This is a genomic window from Alsobacter sp. KACC 23698, assembly GCF_045348435.1.
Taxonomy (GTDB): Bacteria; Pseudomonadota; Alphaproteobacteria; order Rhizobiales; family Beijerinckiaceae; genus Alsobacter.
In genome coordinates, this window is the sequence record NZ_CP157484.1 from 2,400,416 (window position 1) to 2,418,911 (window position 18,496).

At 71.5% G+C, this 18,496-nt stretch carries 16 protein-coding genes; 3 read left to right on the forward strand and 13 right to left on the reverse strand.

Annotated features, from left to right (window positions below; all coding sequences use genetic code 11):
- Window positions 1–21: 21 nt before the first annotated feature.
- Together ABEG18_RS11140 and ABEG18_RS11145 are read right to left on the reverse strand one after the other, a co-directional pair.
- Complete coding sequence (locus ABEG18_RS11140; RefSeq protein ID WP_406858123.1) at window positions 22–1,149, reverse strand: TAXI family TRAP transporter solute-binding subunit; 1,128 nt, start codon at window positions 1,147–1,149, stop codon at window positions 22–24.
- Window positions 1,146–2,303: a hypothetical protein gene (locus ABEG18_RS11145; protein WP_406858124.1), complete on the reverse strand. Its 1,158-nt coding sequence runs from the start codon at window positions 2,301–2,303 to the stop codon at window positions 1,146–1,148. Before ABEG18_RS11145 ends, ABEG18_RS11140 begins: the two co-directional genes overlap by 4 nt.
- A gap of 353 nt (window positions 2,304–2,656) precedes the next feature.
- Between ABEG18_RS11145 and ABEG18_RS11150 the strand changes: the two genes are divergently transcribed.
- Window positions 2,657–3,121 (forward strand): DUF4126 domain-containing protein, encoded by a 465-nt coding sequence (locus ABEG18_RS11150; protein ID WP_406858125.1) that lies wholly within the window; start codon window positions 2,657–2,659, stop codon window positions 3,119–3,121.
- Window positions 3,122–3,148: 27 nt separating this feature from the next.
- Here ABEG18_RS11150 and ABEG18_RS11155 read toward each other — a convergent pair whose 3' ends face one another.
- Both ABEG18_RS11155 and ABEG18_RS11160 read right to left on the reverse strand, forming a co-directional pair.
- Complete coding sequence (locus ABEG18_RS11155) at window positions 3,149–3,844, reverse strand: molybdate ABC transporter substrate-binding protein (RefSeq protein ID WP_406858126.1); 696 nt, start codon at window positions 3,842–3,844, stop codon at window positions 3,149–3,151.
- Window positions 3,845–3,873: 29 nt separating this feature from the next.
- Window positions 3,874–4,842 carry a Bug family tripartite tricarboxylate transporter substrate binding protein gene (locus ABEG18_RS11160; RefSeq protein WP_406858127.1) on the reverse strand — a complete coding sequence of 323 codons (969 nt, stop codon included), beginning with the start codon at window positions 4,840–4,842 and terminating at the stop codon, window positions 3,874–3,876.
- A 306-nt stretch (window positions 4,843–5,148) separates the two neighbouring features.
- On the opposite strand from ABEG18_RS11160, the gene ABEG18_RS11165 reads away from it, so the two are divergent.
- Entirely contained in the window at window positions 5,149–8,577 is a 3,429-nt protein-coding gene (locus ABEG18_RS11165) for a PAS domain-containing protein (RefSeq protein WP_406858128.1), read from the forward strand.
- Here ABEG18_RS11165 and ABEG18_RS11170 read toward each other — a convergent pair.
- From ABEG18_RS11170 to ABEG18_RS11200, 7 genes are all read right to left on the reverse strand, one after another.
- Entirely contained in the window at window positions 8,574–9,098 is a 525-nt protein-coding gene (locus tag ABEG18_RS11170) for a hypothetical protein (RefSeq protein WP_406858129.1), read from the reverse strand. The two genes, ABEG18_RS11165 and ABEG18_RS11170, sit on opposite strands and share 4 nt — an antisense overlap.
- A 28-nt stretch (window positions 9,099–9,126) precedes the next feature.
- Window positions 9,127–10,065 carry a nucleoside hydrolase gene (locus ABEG18_RS11175; protein ID WP_406858130.1) on the reverse strand — a complete coding sequence of 313 codons (939 nt, stop codon included), beginning with the start codon at window positions 10,063–10,065 and terminating at the stop codon, window positions 9,127–9,129.
- On the reverse strand, window positions 10,062–10,886 hold the full coding sequence (locus tag ABEG18_RS11180) for an ATP-binding cassette domain-containing protein (protein ID WP_406858131.1): 825 nt from the start codon (window positions 10,884–10,886) through the stop codon (window positions 10,062–10,064). Before ABEG18_RS11180 ends, ABEG18_RS11175 begins: the two co-directional genes overlap by 4 nt.
- 32 nt (window positions 10,887–10,918) lie before the next feature.
- Window positions 10,919–11,869, reverse strand: a complete 951-nt coding sequence (locus tag ABEG18_RS11185) for a sugar ABC transporter substrate-binding protein (RefSeq protein ID WP_406858132.1) — start codon at window positions 11,867–11,869, stop codon at window positions 10,919–10,921.
- A gap of 30 nt (window positions 11,870–11,899) precedes the next feature.
- Window positions 11,900–12,841, reverse strand: coding sequence for an ABC transporter permease (locus ABEG18_RS11190; protein WP_406858133.1), 942 nt, complete (start codon window positions 12,839–12,841; stop codon window positions 11,900–11,902).
- A 66-nt stretch (window positions 12,842–12,907) separates the two neighbouring features.
- Window positions 12,908–14,395: an FGGY-family carbohydrate kinase gene (locus tag ABEG18_RS11195; RefSeq protein ID WP_406858134.1), complete on the reverse strand. Its 1,488-nt coding sequence runs from the start codon at window positions 14,393–14,395 to the stop codon at window positions 12,908–12,910.
- A 211-nt stretch (window positions 14,396–14,606) separates the two neighbouring features.
- Complete coding sequence (locus tag ABEG18_RS11200) at window positions 14,607–15,416, reverse strand: SDR family NAD(P)-dependent oxidoreductase (protein ID WP_406858135.1); 810 nt, start codon at window positions 15,414–15,416, stop codon at window positions 14,607–14,609.
- Between the two features lie 178 nt (window positions 15,417–15,594).
- Between ABEG18_RS11200 and pobA the strand changes: the two genes are divergently transcribed.
- A complete protein-coding gene (pobA, locus tag ABEG18_RS11205) occupies window positions 15,595–16,764 on the forward strand; it encodes a 4-hydroxybenzoate 3-monooxygenase (protein ID WP_406858136.1) in 1,170 nt (389 codons plus the stop codon).
- On the opposite strand, the gene ABEG18_RS11210 is transcribed toward pobA, so the two are convergent.
- Window positions 16,758–17,108 carry an acyl-CoA thioesterase gene (locus ABEG18_RS11210; RefSeq protein ID WP_406858594.1) on the reverse strand — a complete coding sequence of 117 codons (351 nt, stop codon included), beginning with the start codon at window positions 17,106–17,108 and terminating at the stop codon, window positions 16,758–16,760. The genes pobA and ABEG18_RS11210 overlap by 7 nt on opposite strands.
- A gap of 139 nt (window positions 17,109–17,247) precedes the next feature.
- On the reverse strand, window positions 17,248–18,426 hold the full coding sequence (locus tag ABEG18_RS11215) for a winged helix-turn-helix domain-containing protein (protein ID WP_406858595.1): 1,179 nt from the start codon (window positions 18,424–18,426) through the stop codon (window positions 17,248–17,250).
- Window positions 18,427–18,496 lie beyond the last annotated feature (70 nt).

The window sequence follows — 18,496 nt, forward strand, 5'->3', positions numbered from 1 at the left end:
CGCGGCGGACGCCCTCCCGGGTCAACGCTTCTGCCATTGCACGAATTCGTTGAAGAGCGCCTCGCGTTCGCGGGCCGTCATTGCGCGCTTGCCTGGGCCTCGCGCCGTCACGAAGGCGTCGAACTTGGCGTGGAGGTCGGCCGTCTCGCCCTGCCCCGCACCGGCCTGCGTGGAGGACCGCGCCTTGCCCAGCGCCTCCTCGGCGGCGCTGTAGCGGGTCCAGCCCGGAACCGCGCCGGCGAGGTTCACCTCCTGCCACTTGGCCTGGAAGGGCGGCTGCTGCAGCTGCGCGAACTTGGCGAAATAGGCTTCGATGAACCGGCCGACGCGCTTGTAGCGCTCGGACCCCGGTTTCCAGTTGTAGACCGCCAGCACGGCCGGCACCGCGATGGTCGGGACCGACTGTCCGGCCGGGATCAGGTTGGGATAGTCGGCCGCGTCGAGGCTGGCCGGCACGTAGTAATCGGCGAACTGGCTGTCGTAGTCGACGGGAAGGAAGTGGAAGCCGGGCTCGGGCTTGTATTTGGCGAAGAGGTCGTTGGGCTTGCCGACGACGTGCACGACCGCGGCGATCTCGCCCGTGCGCATCTTCTCCAGCGCGACGGCGTTGTTGATCATCAGCGGCTGGACGGAGACGCCGAGCCGCTTGAAGACCACCTGGCCGGTATAGTTGGCGGCGCTCCCGGGGGTGTTGAAAGCGACCTTCTGTCCGGCGAGATCCTTGATCGACGCGTACTCCTTGCGCGCGTAGATGTGGACCTCGGTGTTGAACAAGGGCGAGATGTACTGGATCCGCCCCTCGATATTGGGGATCTTCTCCTCGTTGCGGAAATGGTCGAGCACGTCCGCCTGGGTGATGGCGACGTCGACGCCCTTCAGGTTGAGGAGGTCCGAGACGTTCCCCACGGCGCCGAAGGTCACCATGGGCAGCACCCGCAGGTTCGGCGGGTCATCCAGCACCTTGGCGAGGTCCGCCGCATAGCGGATGAAGCTCCCCTCCAGGAGCCCTCCGGCGACGCCCACCGTCCAGGCGTTCGCGTCGGTCTTGGTGCGGGCCCCGGGCGCCTCGGCCGCAAAGGCCGACGGCGCGGCGAACGCGGCCGCGAGCAGGCCCACGGCGGCGAGGACGCGGACCGCCACGGCCTTCATGGCGACACCCGGTTGGAGCCGGTCTGCTCCTGTCGCTCGGCCGAGGCGATCGCCGCCAGGGCCCGCTGGGCGGCGCCGCCGCCCTTGGCCGCCGCCTTGCTGTAGAGCGACATGGCCAAAGCGTTGTCGGGCTTGACGCCGATCACGCCCCACCGCGACAGCACGGTGGCGTCATAGGTCTCCGCCAGGGCGAAGAGCGCCTCCGGATCGTCCCCGGCGGCGGCCCGCTCCAGCAGGCGCCGGGCGCCGGCGATGTCGCCCTGCTTGATCTTGATCCGGGACAGGGCCACCAGCTTGGCCGCCTCGCCGGAGGGCAGGGTTACGGCCGGCCGCGCCTCGTCGGCCTTGCGACGGATCGCGCCGGTCTGCGGTTGCTCGATCGCCAGCAGCGCCTCGACGGGGCGGGACGGCTCCTGCCTGGCCGGCGCCGCTTCCTCCTTCGCCGCCTTCGCGACGGGCTGAGGCTCCGGCGCGACGGAAGCGGGACTGGCCGTGACGAGAGGACTGGGCGCGGCGGCAGGGCTTGGCGCGGCGGGAGGACTGGGCGCAGCGGGAGGACTGGGCGCAGCGGGAGGGCTTGGCGCGGCGAGAGGACTGGGCGGGGCCGGAGGACCGGCCGCAACCAGCGGCGCCGCCGCGACCGCCGCAGGCGCCTCGGCGACGATGTCGACCTTCACGACGGCGGGCTCGGCCGTCGCGGCGGGCCGCGCCGCGGGGGTCGGCTCCTCGACGAGGAGCGGCTTGGCGGGGGGCGGCTCGACGGGGGCCGGCGTCCGCTCCACCGCCGCCACGATCCTAGGAGCGTCGGCGAGGCCCGCGGCGGACCGGGCCGGGGCTTGGGGGCCGGACGATGCCTGGACGCCGGACAGGGCCTGCGGGCCGGACGAGGCCTGCGCCCCCGGCGCCGGATCGGCGCTGCGCGGCGAGGATGGCCCGACCAGCGAGCCCACGCCCAGGACGGCGACCGCCAGCACGGCGCTCGCGGCGGCCACGCCGACGGACACCACGGCCATGACGCGGCCCGAGCGCCGCGGGCGCATCAGACGCCGGCGGATCTCGCGCTCCTCGGCCACGAATTCGGGCGGGTCGATGTCGGCGTAAACCTCGTCCCCTCCACAATTCTGCTGCAAACGCGGGTCCAGAATACCACTCATGACAGACCCTTTCGGGCGCACCTATACGCTCGACTAAATGCTTCTATGACAAAGATAGATACATTTTCTAAGCTTCGCAATAAGTAATGGAACGAAGGGCCAAATATAGCCGGCCTCGACAAATTTCCTAAATAGTGAGTCTTTATTCTTTGCAGGGATCTACTTACTTTCAGGGCGCGCACAAGCAGGCATGCTTTGCGACGCCACAGGTCTGTCCAGCGGATAGTGATCAGCCGTTGCAGGCTTGACGGTTCGGGGCGGCCGCAACCTGCTGAAGCGAATGTGAAAGGCGTGCGCGTCAGGATCGGGTAGCGTCGCAGGGTTCGACGCCCCCTCCCCGTCCGGAGCGCCCCATGACGATGCTGATCTGCGCCTTCGCCATGGGCGTCGTGGCCGGCCTGAGGACCATGACCGCGCCCGCCGCCGTCAGCTGGGCGGCGCGCTTGGGAGCGCTGCCGGTGGGCGACACGGGGCTGGCTGTCCTGGGCTACGCCTGGACGCCGTGGATCCTGACCCTCCTGGCGCTCGGCGAGTATGTGGCGGACCAGTGGCCCTCGACGCCGAGCCGCACCGTCCCGGTGCAGTTCGCAGGCCGCGTGCTGAGCGGCGCCTTTTGCGGCGCGGCAATCGGCGCGGCAAGCGCCTCCATGGCGGCGGGCGCGGCGGCCGGAGCCGTCGGGGCCGTGGTCGGCACGCTGGGCGGACGGGCGGCCCGCGGCCGCCTCGCGAGCGCCTTCGGGCGGGATCGCCCCGCGGCCTTCATCGAGGACGGCGTCGCCGTCGGGGCGGCCGCCCTGATCGTCGGCGCGCTGGCGTAAGGCCCTGCGGCGGCGCCCGGCGGGAGCCTACAGGAACCCGCAGTGACGCCGCACGGCCGCGCTGTCCTCGCCCGACAGCAAAGCAAGAAGCGCCCGCGCGGCCTCGGGGTCTCGCGACTGCGTGGTGACGGCGGCCGTGTAGACGGTGCGAAGGCCGTATCCGTCCGGCAGGGGCGCGACGAGTTCCGCGCCCGGCTCGGCGAGGATCTCGGTGACCTGCGTCGACCCGATCGGGCGCGCTTCGGGCGCCGCCGCCAGCGCCCTCATGGCCGCCGCGCCGTTGGGATGGGGACGCAGGCGCGACGCCAGCTCCTGCGCCAGCCCGAGCCGGCGCAAGACGTCGGAAAAATGAATGCCGGCCGTGGCGAGGGCCGGGTCCGGAACATAGATCGCGTCCGCGGCCCGCAGGGCCCGTCGCAACGCGTCAGGATCGCCCAACTCGGGTCTGGGATCGCCCGCCCGCACGGCGATCGCCGCCTCGACGGCGCCGACATCCGCGACCGCGTCGGGTCTCGCCTCCCCGGACGCGGCCAGTTCGGCCACGATGGCCTGGGTGAGGATCACAAGATCGGCGGGATGGCCCGCCGCCAGCTTCGCCCGCATGGCCCCCACCGCGCCGAACACGCCGTCGACGACGTGGCCGGTGCGTCGGGTGAAGTCCGCGCTCAGCGCTCCGACGAGCGCATGCGCTGCGCCGCCGCTCAAGATGCTCAGCCTCGTCATGAACCGGATGGTCTCCTGCAGGTCACGCGTCAGTTGACCTTGATGTGGGCCTGCTGAATCACCTTGGCCCATTTGGCGATGTCCGTCTGGATATAGCGGCCGAACTCCTCCGGCGACATCTCCATCGGCGTCACGCCCTGCCTCGCCCACGCCGTCTTGACCTCCGGGCGGGCCTCGACCTTTCGGACTTCGCGGTTCAGGAGGTCGACGACCTCCCGCGGCGTTCCGGCCGGGGCCATGAGCCCGAGCCAGATCGTGGCCTCGAAGCCGGTCAGGCCGGCCTCGCTGACGGTCGGCACGTCGGGAAGAAGGTCGGAGCGCGCCGCGCCGGTCGTCGCCAGCGCCCGGACCTCGCCGGACTGGATGGTCGGCGCCATGGTGGTGACCGAGTCGATCATCATCTGGACATGCCCGCCGATGACGTTGGTGCGCGCCTCGCCGCTGCCCCGGTGGGGCACATGCGTGATGTCCGTCCCGCTCAGGGCCTTGAAGCTCTCTCCGGCGAGATGATAGGGCGTGCCCACGCCGGACGAGGCGTAGTTCAGCTCCTTGGGCTTGGCCTTGGCCAGGGCGATCAACTCGGCCAGGGTCTTGGCTGGCACCTCCGGGTTCACCACGATCACGAGGTCGGCGGCGTTCAGCGGGGCGACCGGCGCGAAATCCTTCGTCAAATGGTAGCTCTTGCTGGAGATCAGCGTCTCATTGGCCGTGTGGGTGTTGGACATCAGCAGCAGGGTGTATCCGTCCGGCGCCGAGCGGGCCGCCTCCGTGGTGCCGATCACCGCGCCCGCCCCGGGCTTGTTCTCGATCACGAAAGGCTGCTTCAGCGCCTCCGAGAGCTGCTGGCCGACAGCGCGGGCGTAGATGTCCGCCGGTCCGCCGGCCCCGAACGGGACGATGATCCGCACGGCGCGCGTCGGATAGGATTGTGACAAAGCCGGGCCGGCGAGGCCCGCCAGGGCGGACAGCGCGACGCCGATGAGCGCGGAAAACCGCATGCGTAACCTCCCAACAGGACTGCCTTGCGCAGTTCTTCGCTCCGCCGGCGGCCCGCCCGGGGGATCGGGCGGCGGCCGGCGCAGACCGCCGCGAGGATAAGGGACGCTTCGCGCATCATGCGAGCCCAAAGCGTCCGTCAACTGGCGCCGGTCACGCAGCTGTGTCCGGCGCAGGCGACGTTTCGATAGGTTCGTCTTGCGCCGACGCAACCTCCGCAGCTTAGGTCCGTTACGTGGAACGCGGGCCGGCGCAAGCTTCGCCGCCTCCCGTGGCAGCTGCGCTCTCGCCGACAAAGGAAAGCCCGCGTGACGTCACCGATCAGCGCTGAAGACGACGCAGCCGGGTTTCTGCTCGGCGGGGGAGCCGCCGGCGCCCTGATGCGCGCGCTCGACTGGACGGCGTCGCCCCTCGGGCCGCCCGGCGCGTGGCCACAGTCGCTGCGCTCGGTGGTCGGCCTGTTGCTCAACTCCAAGTTCCCCATGTTCGCCGTGTGGGGCGACGAACTGGGGATGGTCTACAACGACGCCTATGCGGCGATCCTGGGATCAAAGCATCCCGCCGCCATGGGCGCGCGGTTCCGCGACGTCTGGGCGGAGATCTGGCCCGACATCAGCCCGCTGACGGAGGCCGCCCTCGCCGGCGAGGCCACCTATCGGGAGGACCTGCCGCTGCTGATGAACCGCAGGGGGTTCGACGAGCAGACCTGGTTCACCTTCTCCTACTCTCCGGTCCGCGACGAGAGCGGCGCGGTTCGGGGCATGTTCTGCGCCTGCACGGAGACCACGCCGAAGATCCTGGAGGACCGCCGGCAGGCCTTCCGCATCCAGCTCGACGAGGCGCTTCGGGCCCAGTCCGACCCGCGCGGCGTCATGAACGCCGCCGTGGCGGCGCTCGGCCGACAACTCGGGGCCAACCGGGTCGGCTACAGCGAGGTCCAGGACGACGACGAGACCATCCTGTTCCAGTCCTGCTACGCCGACGGCGTGGAGCCGCTGACGGGCGCCTACTCGCTGTCCCAATTCGGGCCCGACAGCATCGCGCGCCAGCGCGGCGGGGTCACCGAGACGTGCGCCGACATCGCCGCCGACCCGCACCAGAACCCGGCGACCTGGGAGGCGATCGACGCCGCGTCCTTCGTCTCCGTGCCGCTCGTCCGGGAAGGGCGGCTGCTGGCGACGCTCTACGTCAATTTCAGGACGCCGCACCGCTGGACGACGCATGAGGTCGCCCTGATCGAGGACGTCGCTTCCCGTACCTGGGAGACGGTGGAGCGGGCCCGGGCCGAGATGGAGCGGGACCGCTTCTTCGACCTGTCGGTCGACCTGATCGCCGTGGTGGCCCTGCGCGACGGCGCCTGGCGAAGGCTGAACCCGGCCTTTGGGCGCGTGCTCGGCTGGGCGACGCAGGACCTGATGGGGACGAAGGCCGTAGCCCTCGTCCACCCCGAGGACCGCGCCCGCTTCGAACAGGCGATGGCGCCCTCCCGCGAGCAGACCGCCCGGGGAGCGATCGAGCTGCGGATGAGGCGGCGCGACGGCGACTATCGCTGGATCGCCTGGACGCTGGCGCCCTACCTGGCCGAGAGCCTCCTCTTCGCGGTGGGCCGAGACATCACCGAGCGGCGGCTGGCGGAAGAAAAGCTCCGCGCCGAGGAAGCCCGCCAGGCGCTCCTCGTGCGTCTGTTGCGCGGCCAGCGCGAGACCGACGACCCCAGCGCCATGATGAAGGCCGCTTCCGAGGCCGTCGGGCGTCACCTGGACGCCAATCGGGCCGGCTTCTTCGAGGTCCAAGACGATGAACGCCTCGCTTTCGACGAATCGTGGACGGCGCCGGGCGTGCGCGCGCTGGAGGGTCATTGGCCGGCGCGCCTCCTGGACGCGCCCTATCTGGACGACATCCGCGCGGGAAGGACGCTGGCGATCCGCGACGCCGCCGAGGCGGCGCTGACGCGCGATCCGCGCTTTTCCGGGCTCGGCGCCCGGGCGCTGATCGGCGCGCCCATCGTGCGCAGCGAGCGCTGGCGCGCGGGCCTCTTCGTCGCCGCCCCAAAGACCCGCGATTGGACCCCCGACGAGATCGGCCTCGTCAGGGTCGTGGCGGACCAGACCTGGGACGCGGTGGAGCGCGCCCGCGCCGTCGCGGCCCTGCGCGAGAACGAGGCGCGGCTGCGCGACCTCAACGAGAGCCTCGAGACGCGGGTGGCGGAGCGGACCGCCGAGCGCGACCTGCTGGCCACGCTGGTGGAGACCACCGACGTCATGATCATGGTGGCGGACTCCCGCCACGCCATCCTGGCGATCAACAAGGCCTGCGCCGACGAATGGGAGCGCATCTACGGCGTGCGGCCCAAGCCGGGCGACGACGTGATGTCGATCGTCCCCCGGCCCGACGCGCTGAGCGAGACCGTCAGCGCGGCCTGGACCCGAGCCCTCGCCGGCGAGGAGTTCACGACGATCCAGCGGCTGGGCGACCATGCGCGGGACCAGCGCCACTACGAGATCAAGTTCGCCGCGTTGCGCGACCGCAGCGGCGCGCAGGTCGGCGCCTACCAGTTCACCACCGACGTCACCGAGCGCCTGCGGGAGCAATCGCGGTTCGCCGAGGCGCAGGAGGCGCTGCGCCAGTCCCAGAAGCTGGAAGCCATGGGCCAGCTCACCGGCGGCGTCGCGCATGACTTCAACAACCTGCTCACGCCGATCATCGGCAGCCTCGACCTGTTGCAGCGCAACGGCCTCGGTGGCGAGCGCGAGCAGCGGCTGATCGACGGGGCGCTGCAGTCGGCTGAGCGCGCCAAGACGCTGGTCCAGCGCCTGCTGGCCTTCGCGCGGCGCCAGCCCCTGCAGCCGCACGCCGTGCAGGTCGGGCCGCTGGTCGCCGGCATGGCCGACCTGATCGCCAGCACCTCGGGCCCCCGCATCAAGCTGGAGATGGACATCGGCGCGAAGACGCCCTCCGCCCACGCCGACGCCAACCAGCTGGAGATGGCGCTTCTCAATCTCAGCGTGAACGCCAGGGACGCGATGCCGGACGGCGGACGCCTCACCATCGGCGTGGCGGCGGACGAGGTGACGCCCGGCCACCGCTCGAACCTGTCGCCGGGGACCTATGTCCGGCTGTCGGTCTCCGACACCGGGGCCGGCATGGACGAGGAGACGCTGCGCCGCGCCATCGAACCCTTCTTCTCCACGAAGGGCGTGGGCCGCGGCACGGGCCTGGGCCTCTCCATGGTGCACGGGCTCGCGGCGCAGCTGGGCGGCGCCCTTCACATCGCGAGCCGTCCCAGGCTGGGCACGCGGGTCGATCTGTGGCTGCCGAAGAGCCACGACCAGCCCGCCTCCCACGCGGAGGAGACGCCCGGCGCGGCGCCGCGCGCCCGGGCGGTCGGGACCGCGCTCCTCGTCGACGACGAGGAGCTGGTGCGCGTCACCACCGCCGACATGCTGTCGGAGCTTGGCTACGACGTCGTGGAGGCCGGCTCCGCCGACGACGCGAAACGGCGGCTCCAGGCGGGCCTGCATGTCGACCTGCTGGTCACCGACCATCTGATGCCCGGCATGACCGGGGCCGAGCTGGCCCGCTGGGCGAAGCATCATGACCCGAAGATCGCGGTCCTGATCGTCTCCGGCTACGCCGAGGCCGAGGGCATCGCCCCCGACCTTCCCCGCCTGACCAAGCCGTTCCGCCAGCCGGACCTCGCGGCCAGCATCGGCGCGCTCCTGGAGGGACGCGCCTAGCCCATGCAGTGCGGGGCGGCGCCCGCCGTCCAGAACGGCTCGCCGGCCCGGGAGGCCGGAACGCCCGGGCGCGGCTTGCGGCCGGGGAGATCGGGCGGGACGGGCGACACCGCCTCCCACCAGCCGTGGGCGCATTCGGATCGCCAGGCCATCTGGTCGGACAGGCTCACGCCGGCGCGGGCGCAGGCGGCCTCCAGGCCGGCGAAGGCGGCGCGCATCTCCGTGTCGGTCGCGTCGTCCGGCCCCTCGCCATGGGCGCAGATCGCGGCCGTGAAGCGGCGCATGTCGGCGGCGAGGTCGGGCGCATCCTCCGGGGCGAGCGCCCAGGCGTTCATCCACTCGCCCACCACGAAGGCCACCGCCTCGTCGCGATCGCGGCCCGCCACCTTGCGGGCCGTGGTCCGCATGTGGCGCAGCAGCTCGGCCCGGGCGTGAACGGCGCGCGCCGCGATCGCGGCCTCCTTCATGGCCGCGATGGCGGCCTGCGCTTCATCCTGCATGGCGTCGATCAGGTCTGGCATGGCGGCCTCGTTGGCGGCGTTTCCGGGATCAGGGCAGCCTGGAGAGCGACCCGATCAGCCGCGCGAAGAACCCGCGGGCGTCGACGCCGTCGACCACGAAGGCGTTCGGGGGCCGCTTCAGGCGGCCGTGCCAGTCGATGGTGGTGCGACCCCGCTGCGAGCCGGGGCCGGTCTCCACCTCCACGAAGCAGTCCCGCCCCTGGAACAGGTCCGGCCACAGCAGCCAGGCGATCACCAGTGGATCGTGCATCGGATGGCCGGCCGTGCCGAGCCCGCCGGCGCGCGGACGCGTCATCATTCCATGGGCCGCCGCGGCGCTCCTGCCGCCGAGCGCGGCGAGCCGCGCCATCTCGTCGTCGTTGGGCACGGCCTGGTGGGTCGCGTGCAGGCCGAACATCACGATGGGGACGCCGGCCCCGAACACGATCGCGGCGGCGTGCGGATCCACATAGGCGTTGAACTCGGCCGCGGGCGTCATGTTGCCCAGGCCGAGCGCCCCGCCCATCAGCACAATCCGCTCGACATGCCCGAGCGCGTCCGGCGCCAGCCGGAACGCCAGCGCCAGATTGGTGAGCGGCCCCAGCGCGCACAGCGTGACGCTCCTGGCCGGAGCCGCCCGCAGCGCGGCGACGAGGGCCTCCGCCGCATGGCCGGGCGAGGCCCGGCGCGCCGAGACGGGCAGGTCCGCGCCCGTCAGCCCGTCCGGGCCGCAGACGAACTCGGCCGTCTCCAGCGGGTAGAGCAGCGGCGCTTCCGCTCCGCGATGGACCGGCGCTTCCTCGCGCCCGGCGAGATCCAGGATGCGCAGCACGTTGGCCGTCGCCTGCCCGACGGGCACGTTGCCCGCCACCGCCGTGACGGCGCGCAGGTCGAGTTCGCCGGGATGCGCGCAGGCGAGCAGGATCGCCACGGCGTCGTCCTGGCCCGGATCGGTGTCGATGAGGATCGGGATCCGCCCTGCGGTCATGCGCGCTTGGCGGCCAAGCCGCCCTCCCCGTTCGCCGCGCCGGTCATGATCATGTGGCTGATGTCGTCGGCCTCCAGCCCGGCGACCGGACGGTCGACGATCTTGCGGCCATGGCTGAGGATGACGACGCGCGAGGCCAGCGCGACCACGTCGCGCATGTTGTGGCTGATGAGGATGACGGTGCGCCCGTCCGCCTTCAGGCTCCGGACCAGATCGAGCACCTGGGCTGTCTCGCGCACGCCGAGCGCGGCCGTCGGCTCGTCCATGATGATGATCTCGGCGTCCCAGCGCAGCGCCCGCGAGATCGCCACGGCCTGGCGCTGGCCGCCCGAAAGGCCCTCCACCGGGCGCCGGGTGTCGGCGATGTCCACCGAAAGGCGGCCGAGATAGCGGCGCGCCTCGCTGCGCATCCGCGCCTTGTCGAGCAGGCGGATAAAGGGCAGCCCCAGCGAACGGGTGAGCTCGGCCCCCATGAAGACGTTGTCGGCGATGGAGAGCCGCGGCGCGAGCGCCAGGTCCTGGTAGATGGTGGCGACGCCCTTCTGCAGGGCGTCGTGCGGGGAGCGGAAGCCGGCCTCCTCGCCGCGCAGCGTCATGGTCCCCGAGCTCGGGGGCTGCGCGCCCGAGATGATCTTGATCAGCGACGACTTGCCCGCGCCGTTGTCGCCGCAGATCGCCAGCACGTCGCCGCGATGGACGTCGAGGTCGACGTCGACCAGCGCGTTCACGCCCCCATAGGACTTGGAGACCCCGCGCAGGCTCAGGATCGGCGGCGCTTCTGCGGCCGTCCCGAGGGCTACGGTGGGAGAGGCGTGCGGCATGGCGGTCACCGGAGCGGGCCGGCCCTGTTCGTTCACTTCATGAACTGCTTGACGTTGGACTGGTCGACCAGCACGGCGTCGACATACAGATAGGGCCCGTTGGTCACCGCCGATTTCGGCTGCTTCTTGACCACGATGGCGTCCACGGCGTTCACCGCGGCCTTGCCCATCTCCTCGAACGGGATCGCCACGGTGGCCATGAAGGCGCTCTCCGGATCGGCGATGCGGCGATAGCTCTCCTGGCCGCCATCCACCGACACCAGCGGGATCTGGCCCTTCTTCACGCCCTGCTGCTGCAGGATGTCGTCGATGATGTAGGCCTGCCCGTCGAAGGACGCCCAGACGCCCTGCACCTTGCCCTGGTTCTGCAGCAGCAGCGCCTGCATGCCGCTCTTCACGTCGTCGCGCCAGCTCTGGGTGCGGGCCATGGAGAATTTGCCGATCTCCTTGACGCCCTGGTTCTCCGACAGCACGGCGTCGAGCACCTTGCCGCGGATGCGCGAGGCCACGTTGCCGTCGAAGCGGGCGGTGAGGATCTGGCCCTGGTAGCCCATCTGCCCGAGCAGGTAGAGCGCCGCCTCCGCGCCGACCTTGAACTCGTTCGGCTGGATGTCGAACAGCGTGTGCGGGCTGCCGCCCGACTGCACGGTCACGACCGGGATCCCCTTGTCCTTGGCGGCCTTGAACTGGGCGTCGGCCTCGATCGGCTTGCCCATGGCGACGATGATGGCGTCCACCTTCTTGGTGATCAGCGTCTCGAACTGCTCGGCGTGTTTGGGGAGCGCGCCTTCGGAGTTGAGCAGCGTCACCGTCCAGCCCTTCTCCTTGGCGGCGGCGGCGGCCGCGTTGGCGACGCGCGCATGCGTCTCCGACGAGAACTGGAAGCCGATGACGCCCACCTCGAACGCCTGGGCCTCGAACCCGGCGAGGCTTGCGCCCAGCAGCGCGGCTCCACCCAAGATTGCAGTCTTCCAGCCCGTCATGACGCTTTCCCCCGTGATGGTTGTATCGCTCTATACCTTGAAGGCGGCCTTCTTGACCACGCCGGCCGAGAACGCGACGGAGCCGATGATGATCACGCCCAGCATGATGTCCTGGACGTAATAGGCGGCGCCCATCAGCACGAGGCCGTTGCCCAGCGCCTTCAGCACGAAGGCGGCGAACACCGTGCCGGCGACGTTGGGGCGGCCGGGCTCGAACATGGTCATGCCGAGCAGCACCGCCGCGATCGCGTAAAGGAAGTAGTCGCCCGCCATGTTGGGCGCCGCGGAGGACACGCTGGCGGCCAGCAGCACGGCCGTCAGCCCGGCGAGCACGCCCGACAGCGCCAGTCCGAGCCGCTTCATGCGCGCCGTGGCGATGCCGGAGAGCCGGGCGGCCTCCTCGGCCTCCCCGGTGGCGGTCATGCGCGCCCCGGTCCGGGTCCATTTCAGCAGCGCGTAGACGACGCCCGTCACCCCGGCGAGCCAGAGCACCAGGTTGGGGACGCCGTAGATCGACCCGCGGGCCAGCCCGGTGAAGCTGGTCGGCCAGCGGCCCACGAAGGCCACGCCCTGCGTCAGCATGAAGGCCAGGCCGCGCGCGATGGCGGCGGTCCCGAGCGTCACGATCAGCGACGGGACGCGAAGCACCGTGACGCCGAAGCCGTTGAAGACGCCCAGGCTCAGCCCGACCGCCATCCCGCCCGCGGCCGCGAGCGCGGGATCGACCTTCGCCTGGATGAGCGCGCCGGCCGTGACGGCCGCGAGGCTGGCGACCTCCGCGATGGAGAGATCCAGCTCCGCAATGGTCAGCGCCAGCCCGAATCCGAGCGCCAGGATGGCCAGGAAGCTCGTGTCCTTCAGGACGTTGAGGAGGTTTCCGGCGGTCGCGAAATTGGGCGCGAACAGCACGAAAACCAGCACGAGCACGAGGCCGGCGAACGCAGTGCCGTAGATCTCGACGAGTTGTTTCATGAAGGACGCGGTGGAGGAACAGCGGAGGGCGCGGCCACACTAGGCGGCTGACGCCCGGCGCGCCAGTCACGGCGTCGCGAAAGCGGTGGGCTGCGTCATGCGGGCGAGCGCATGCGAGAGCGGCGCGACGGCGCGCTCGGCCTCGCGATAGAGGTGAAAGAGCGCATCGAAATGCGCGCTGCGGTCGGACCGCGGCTCGAAGCGCGCGGCCGGGCGGGACATCCGGTCCTGCGCGTCCTCCAGGCTTTCGCCCCCCATGACCGCCGCCGCGATCGCGCCTCCCACGAGGCCCGGCTCCGGCGCAGCGCTGGTCGCGACCGCCCGGCCGCAGACATCCGCCTTGATCTGCGCCCAGACCGCGTTCGACGCGCCTCCGCCCCCGAAGCGGATCTCGGCAGCCCGGAAGCCGAAGGCCTCTTCGGCCTGACGCAGCACGATGCGGTTCAGGAAGGCCACGCCCTCCAGCACCGCGAAAGCGAGGTCGGCGGGACCGTGCCGACGCTGCAGCCCGATGAAGGCGCCCCGCAGGTCCGGATCCCAATAGGGCGTCCGTTCACCCTGCAGATAGGGCAGGAAGAGCAGCGGCTGCTCCCGCCGCGGCTGCGCCAGGAGCGCATCCAGCGCCGCGCCCGGCGGCCCGGAGGGGGCGCCGATCACCGACATCGCCCAGGCGGCCGCATCGGCCCCGTTCTGGCCCGGCCCGCCCAGATGCGTGAGCCCGCCCCAATCGACGCTCATGAGTCCGGGCGACGTCGCGGGCCGCCGCGAGAACACGCCCAGCACCTCCGTCGTGCCGGACAGGTTGTAGGCGCCGCCATGCCGCAGCGCGCCCAGGCCCAGCGCCGACGCCCAGGAATCGTGCGCCATCATGACGACGGGCGCGCCCGCCACGTCGTCGAGCGCGCCGCCGCGCCCCGGGAGGACCCGGCCGATCGCCTCGCCCGGGCTGACGAGGTCCAGCGCGGGAGGGCGCAGGCCCGCGATCTCGCACAGGCTGCGGCCTCCCGCCGACGGTCGCAGGCATGCTGCGAGCCGCGCCGACGAGATCGGATCCGACGCCGCGCGGCCCGTCAGCCTCGCATTGAGAACATCCTTGGGCTCGACCACGGTCGCGACCGCCTGAGCGTCGGACGGCCAGCTTCGGGCGACATAAGCCAGCCTCGCGAGCGGGTGGAAGGCGTTGACATGGGCGACCTCGGGATCGTCCTGAGGCAGCCGGGCCGCCAGATCCGGGGCGAGGTCCGCCGCCCGGGCGTGCGCCCATGTCATGGCGGGGCGGATGGCGCGTCCCGCCGCGTCGAGCAGCACCTGTGTGCGGGTCGCCCCGGTGATCGCCACGCAGGAGATCCGGCCGAAGGCGGCCGGCGCCGCCGACCGAAGCTCGGCGGCGGCGTCCTGGAACAGGACCCACCAGCGCTCCGGGTCCGCCTCGTCGTCGCCGGGCGCGCCGAAGGGCTGCGGCCTCGCCGCGCTGGCGATCGCCGCGCCGTCGCGGTCCATCAGCGCGACGCGCAGGCTCGTTCCGCCCAGGTCCGCCGCGAGCGTCACGTCCATGCTGGGCCCGCTCCGTGCTTGAAAGACATCAACCTCGCCATCGTCGCCCATTCGGCTTACGCATTTTCACCGGCTACACGATCCGGCGCGCAGGCGTATCATCGTCCTTGCCTGCCAGATGATCGTGCTCCCCATCGATCTGCAGGCGCGCTCGATCCGGAGGGGCCATCGAGCACCGTTCGATCCCGCTTGGCGGCCGAACGAACCCTCGTCAGCGGTTGCGGTCCCGCCTCAGCGTCGGCAGGCCGATCCCGGCGGCGTCGAACCCGCCGTCCACGGCGAGCGTCTGGCCCGTGATGTAGGCCGACTTCTCCGAACACAGGAAGAACACCGCCTCGGCGATCTCCTCCTCCAGCCCGTAGCGGTTGAGGGGGATCGCGTCGTGATAGTCGGCGCGGATCTCAGGGCTGTGCACCTCCTTGGCCATGGCGGTGTCCACCGGGCCGGGCGCAATGGCGTTCACCCTGACGCCAAGGCCCGCGAACTCCACCGCCTGCTGGCGCGTGAGATGCGCCAGCGCCGCCTTGCTGGTCCCATAGGCCACCCGCAACGTCGAGGCGCGCAGCCCCGAGATCGAGGTGATGTTGACGACGGCGCCGCCGCCCGCCTCGCTCATCAGCGGCGCGGCCGCCTGCGCGCACAGGAACGGCCCCGTGAGGTTGACGTCCAGCACGCGGCGCCATTCCTCGGGCGTTGTCTCCAGGATGGGCTTGAACACCGCCGTCCCGGCGTTGTTGACCAGCGCGTCGAGCCGCCCGAAGCGCCGCGAGAGGGTCTCGAAGGCGGCGAACACCGTCGCGGCGTCCGCGACGTCGCCCGGCAGCGCCAGCACGGCGTCCGGATCGGCCAGATCCTCGACGGTCCGGGCCAGCCGCTCCTCGTCGATGTCGAGCAGCGCCACGCGCCAGCCCTCGGCCAGGAACCGCCTGGCTGTCGCAAGGCCGATCCCCCGCGCCGCGCCGGTCACGAGCGCGACCCTGCGGCCGCCGTCCGGGATTTCCGACTGGATGTCCTGCGCCATGGCGTCCTCGCTGGCTCCGCCGCGCCGTCGCGGCTCTTGCCGCAATAGCCTGTTTCGCCGGTCTTGCAACCCGGGGCGTGGCGAGGATTGCGACCGGCCGGCGTTGATCCTATGCCTGGGGCGGGCCGTAACAGGCCAAGCCCGTCTCCGCTTGCGAGATGTTCGAGGAATGCACGCCATGCGGACCCAGGTCGCCATCATCGGCTCAGGCCCCGCCGGCCTCCTGCTCGGGCAGTTGCTGCACCGGGCCGGCGTCGAGAGCGTCATCCTGGAGCGCCGGTCGAAGGACTACGTCCTGTCGCGCATCCGCGCCGGCGTTCTCGAGCAGGGCACGACGGACCTTCTGTCGAAGGTCGGCGTCGACGCAAGGCTGAAAGCCGAGGGCCTGCCACATGAGGGCTTCGCGATCGGCTTCGCCAACCGCCGGCAGCGGATCGACCTGAAGGACCTCACCGGCCAATGCGTCACCGTCTACGGCCAGACCGAGGTGACGCGCGACCTGATGGCCGCGCGGGAAGCGGCCGGGCTGACGACCGTCTACGAGGCGGAAGGCGTCTCCCTGGACGCCTTCGACGGCGCATCGCCCCGCGTGCATTGGACCAAGGACGGCCGCGCGCACGACCTCGCCTGCGATTTCATCGCAGGCTGCGACGGGTTCCACGGCGTCAGCCGGGCGAGCGCGCCCGCCGGGGCGCTGGAGACCTTCGAAAGGGTGTACCCCTTCGGCTGGCTGGGCGTGCTCGCCGACGTGCCGCCCTGCTCGCATGAGCTGATCTACGCCGGCCACGACCGCGGCTTCGCGCTCTGCTCCATGCGGTCTCCCACCCGCAGCCGCTACTATATCCAGTGCGGCTCCGACGAGCGGGTCGAAAACTGGTCCGACGACCGCTTCTGGGACGAGCTGCGCCATCGGCTCGATCCGGACGCCGCCGCCAACGTCGTCACGGGGCCGTCCATCGAGAAGTCCATCGCGCCATTGCGCAGCTTCGTGGCCGAGCCGCTGCGCTTCGGGCGGCTCTTCTTGGCGGGCGACGCCGCCCATATCGTGCCGCCGACCGGAGCCAAGGGGCTCAATCTGGCGGCGAGCGACGTCCACTACCTGTCAGAGGCGCTGATCGAGCGCTACGCCGACCGGTCGGAGGCCGGACTCGACGCCTATTCCGGCCGGGCGCTGGCGCGCATCTGGAAATCCGAGCGCTTCTCGTGGTGGATGACCTCGCTGCTGCACCGCTTCGCCGACCAGAACGCGTTCGAGCGACGCATGCAGGAGGCGGAGTTCATCTATCTGGAGGAGTCCCGCGCCGCCCGGACGTCGCTGGCGGAGAACTATGTCGGCCTGCCCTACTGACCCTCGGCCATGAGCGGCGGCACGGCGCGCGGCTTCCCGTCGTCGTCGATGGCCACGAAGGTGAAGGTGGCGTCCGTCACCTTTTCGCGGTGGCGCGTCTGGAAGCGCCGCGCCCAGGCCTCGATGTGGATCTTCATCGAGGTCCGGCCGACGCTGTCCACCTGGGTGTAGACGCACAGCACATCCCCGACCGCCACCGGGCGGATGAAGGTCATCGCCTCCACGGCGATGGTCACGACCCGGCCCTGCGCCCGCTCCACGCCCGCGATCCCGCCCGCCTGGTCCATCTGCGACATCACCCAGCCGCCGAAGATGTCGCCATTGGCGTTGGTGTCGCTCGGCATCGCGATGGTGCGGACCGTGAGGTCGCCGCGGGGCTCCTGCTGCTCGGCCGGTCTCCTGGTGTCCGTCACGTTCGCGTCCCCGTCATTCTCGCCCGGGTCGAGCAGACAAGCAGCGACCGCGCCGGTCAAGCCGCCATGCTCACAGGGCCAGATGCCGAGCGAGGTCCCCCTTCGGCCGCACCGCGATCTCCGGCAGGTCCAGCCAGCCGGCGATCAGCCGCAACTCGTCGCCCGCGGCGAGCGCGACCTCCTCCAGGTCCGCGCCCTTCTCCGCATGGGCGGACTGGACGACGAGGCGGCGCGCCTGCCGGTCCGCCTTGAGGTCGAACCGCCCGACGATCCGGTCGCCCAGCAGGAAGGGCAACACGTAGTAGCCGTGCTCGCGCTTGTGCTCGGGCGTGTAGATCTCCAGCCGGTAGCGCACGCCAAAGAGGCGCTCCGTGCGGTCCCGGGCCCAGAGCAGCGGATCGAAGGGCGACACGAGCGCCCGGGCGGCGACCTTGCGGGGCCGGACCGCGTCGGCATGGAGGTAAGCGGGGCGCCCCCAGCCCTTGACCTGCGCGGGCACGAGCGTCCCCTCCTCCACCAATTCGGGAAGCCGCGCCGCGGCGGCCGGCGCGAGCCTGAAATAGTCCCGCAGGTCCTGCGACGTCGCGACGCCCAGCGCCCGGGCGGCGACCCGCAGCAATTCGCGCTGCGCGTCGGCCTCGTCAGGGGTCGGCGCGTCCAGGACCTTGCGGGGCAGCACCCGCTCGGTGAGATCGTAGACGCGCTCGAAATTGCCGCGGCGCAAGGCCGTGGTGATCCTGCCCGCCCAGAACAGCCATTCCAGCGCCCGCTTGGTGTCGCTCCAGCCCCACCACGCGCCGGCCCCGCGCTCGTCGCCGAGGTCGCGCGCGCTGCTCGGGCCGCGCGTCTCGATCTCCCGCAGCGCCGCCGCGACCGCGTCCGGCCGTTCCCGCCCGAAACGCGCCAGGCCCTTGTAGATGCCCTCCCCGCGCTCGGCCTGGGCCATGCGCCAGCGCAGGAAAGGCTGCAGGTCGCAGCGGATCAGCGAGGCCTCGTGACCCCAATATTCGAAGAGGCGCCGCCGCCTCCCCCCGTAGGCGGACTGGTCCAGCCAGGCGGGGTCGTAGGGCCCGAGCCGCGAAAAGCCGGGCGCGTAATGGGCCCGCGCCAGCACATTGACCGAATCGATCTGGATCAGCCCGAGCCGGTTCGCCATGGCGTCGACATGCCGGCGCTCCGCCTGCGCCGGCCGGGGGCGACCGAAGCCCAGCGCCGCCAGCGCGATGCGGCGCGCCTGCAGGGCCGTCATCGTGACGGCCGGGCTGGAGGGGAGTTCGACGATCTCGGCGACGGCTTCATCCATGGCGGCCGAGATCACC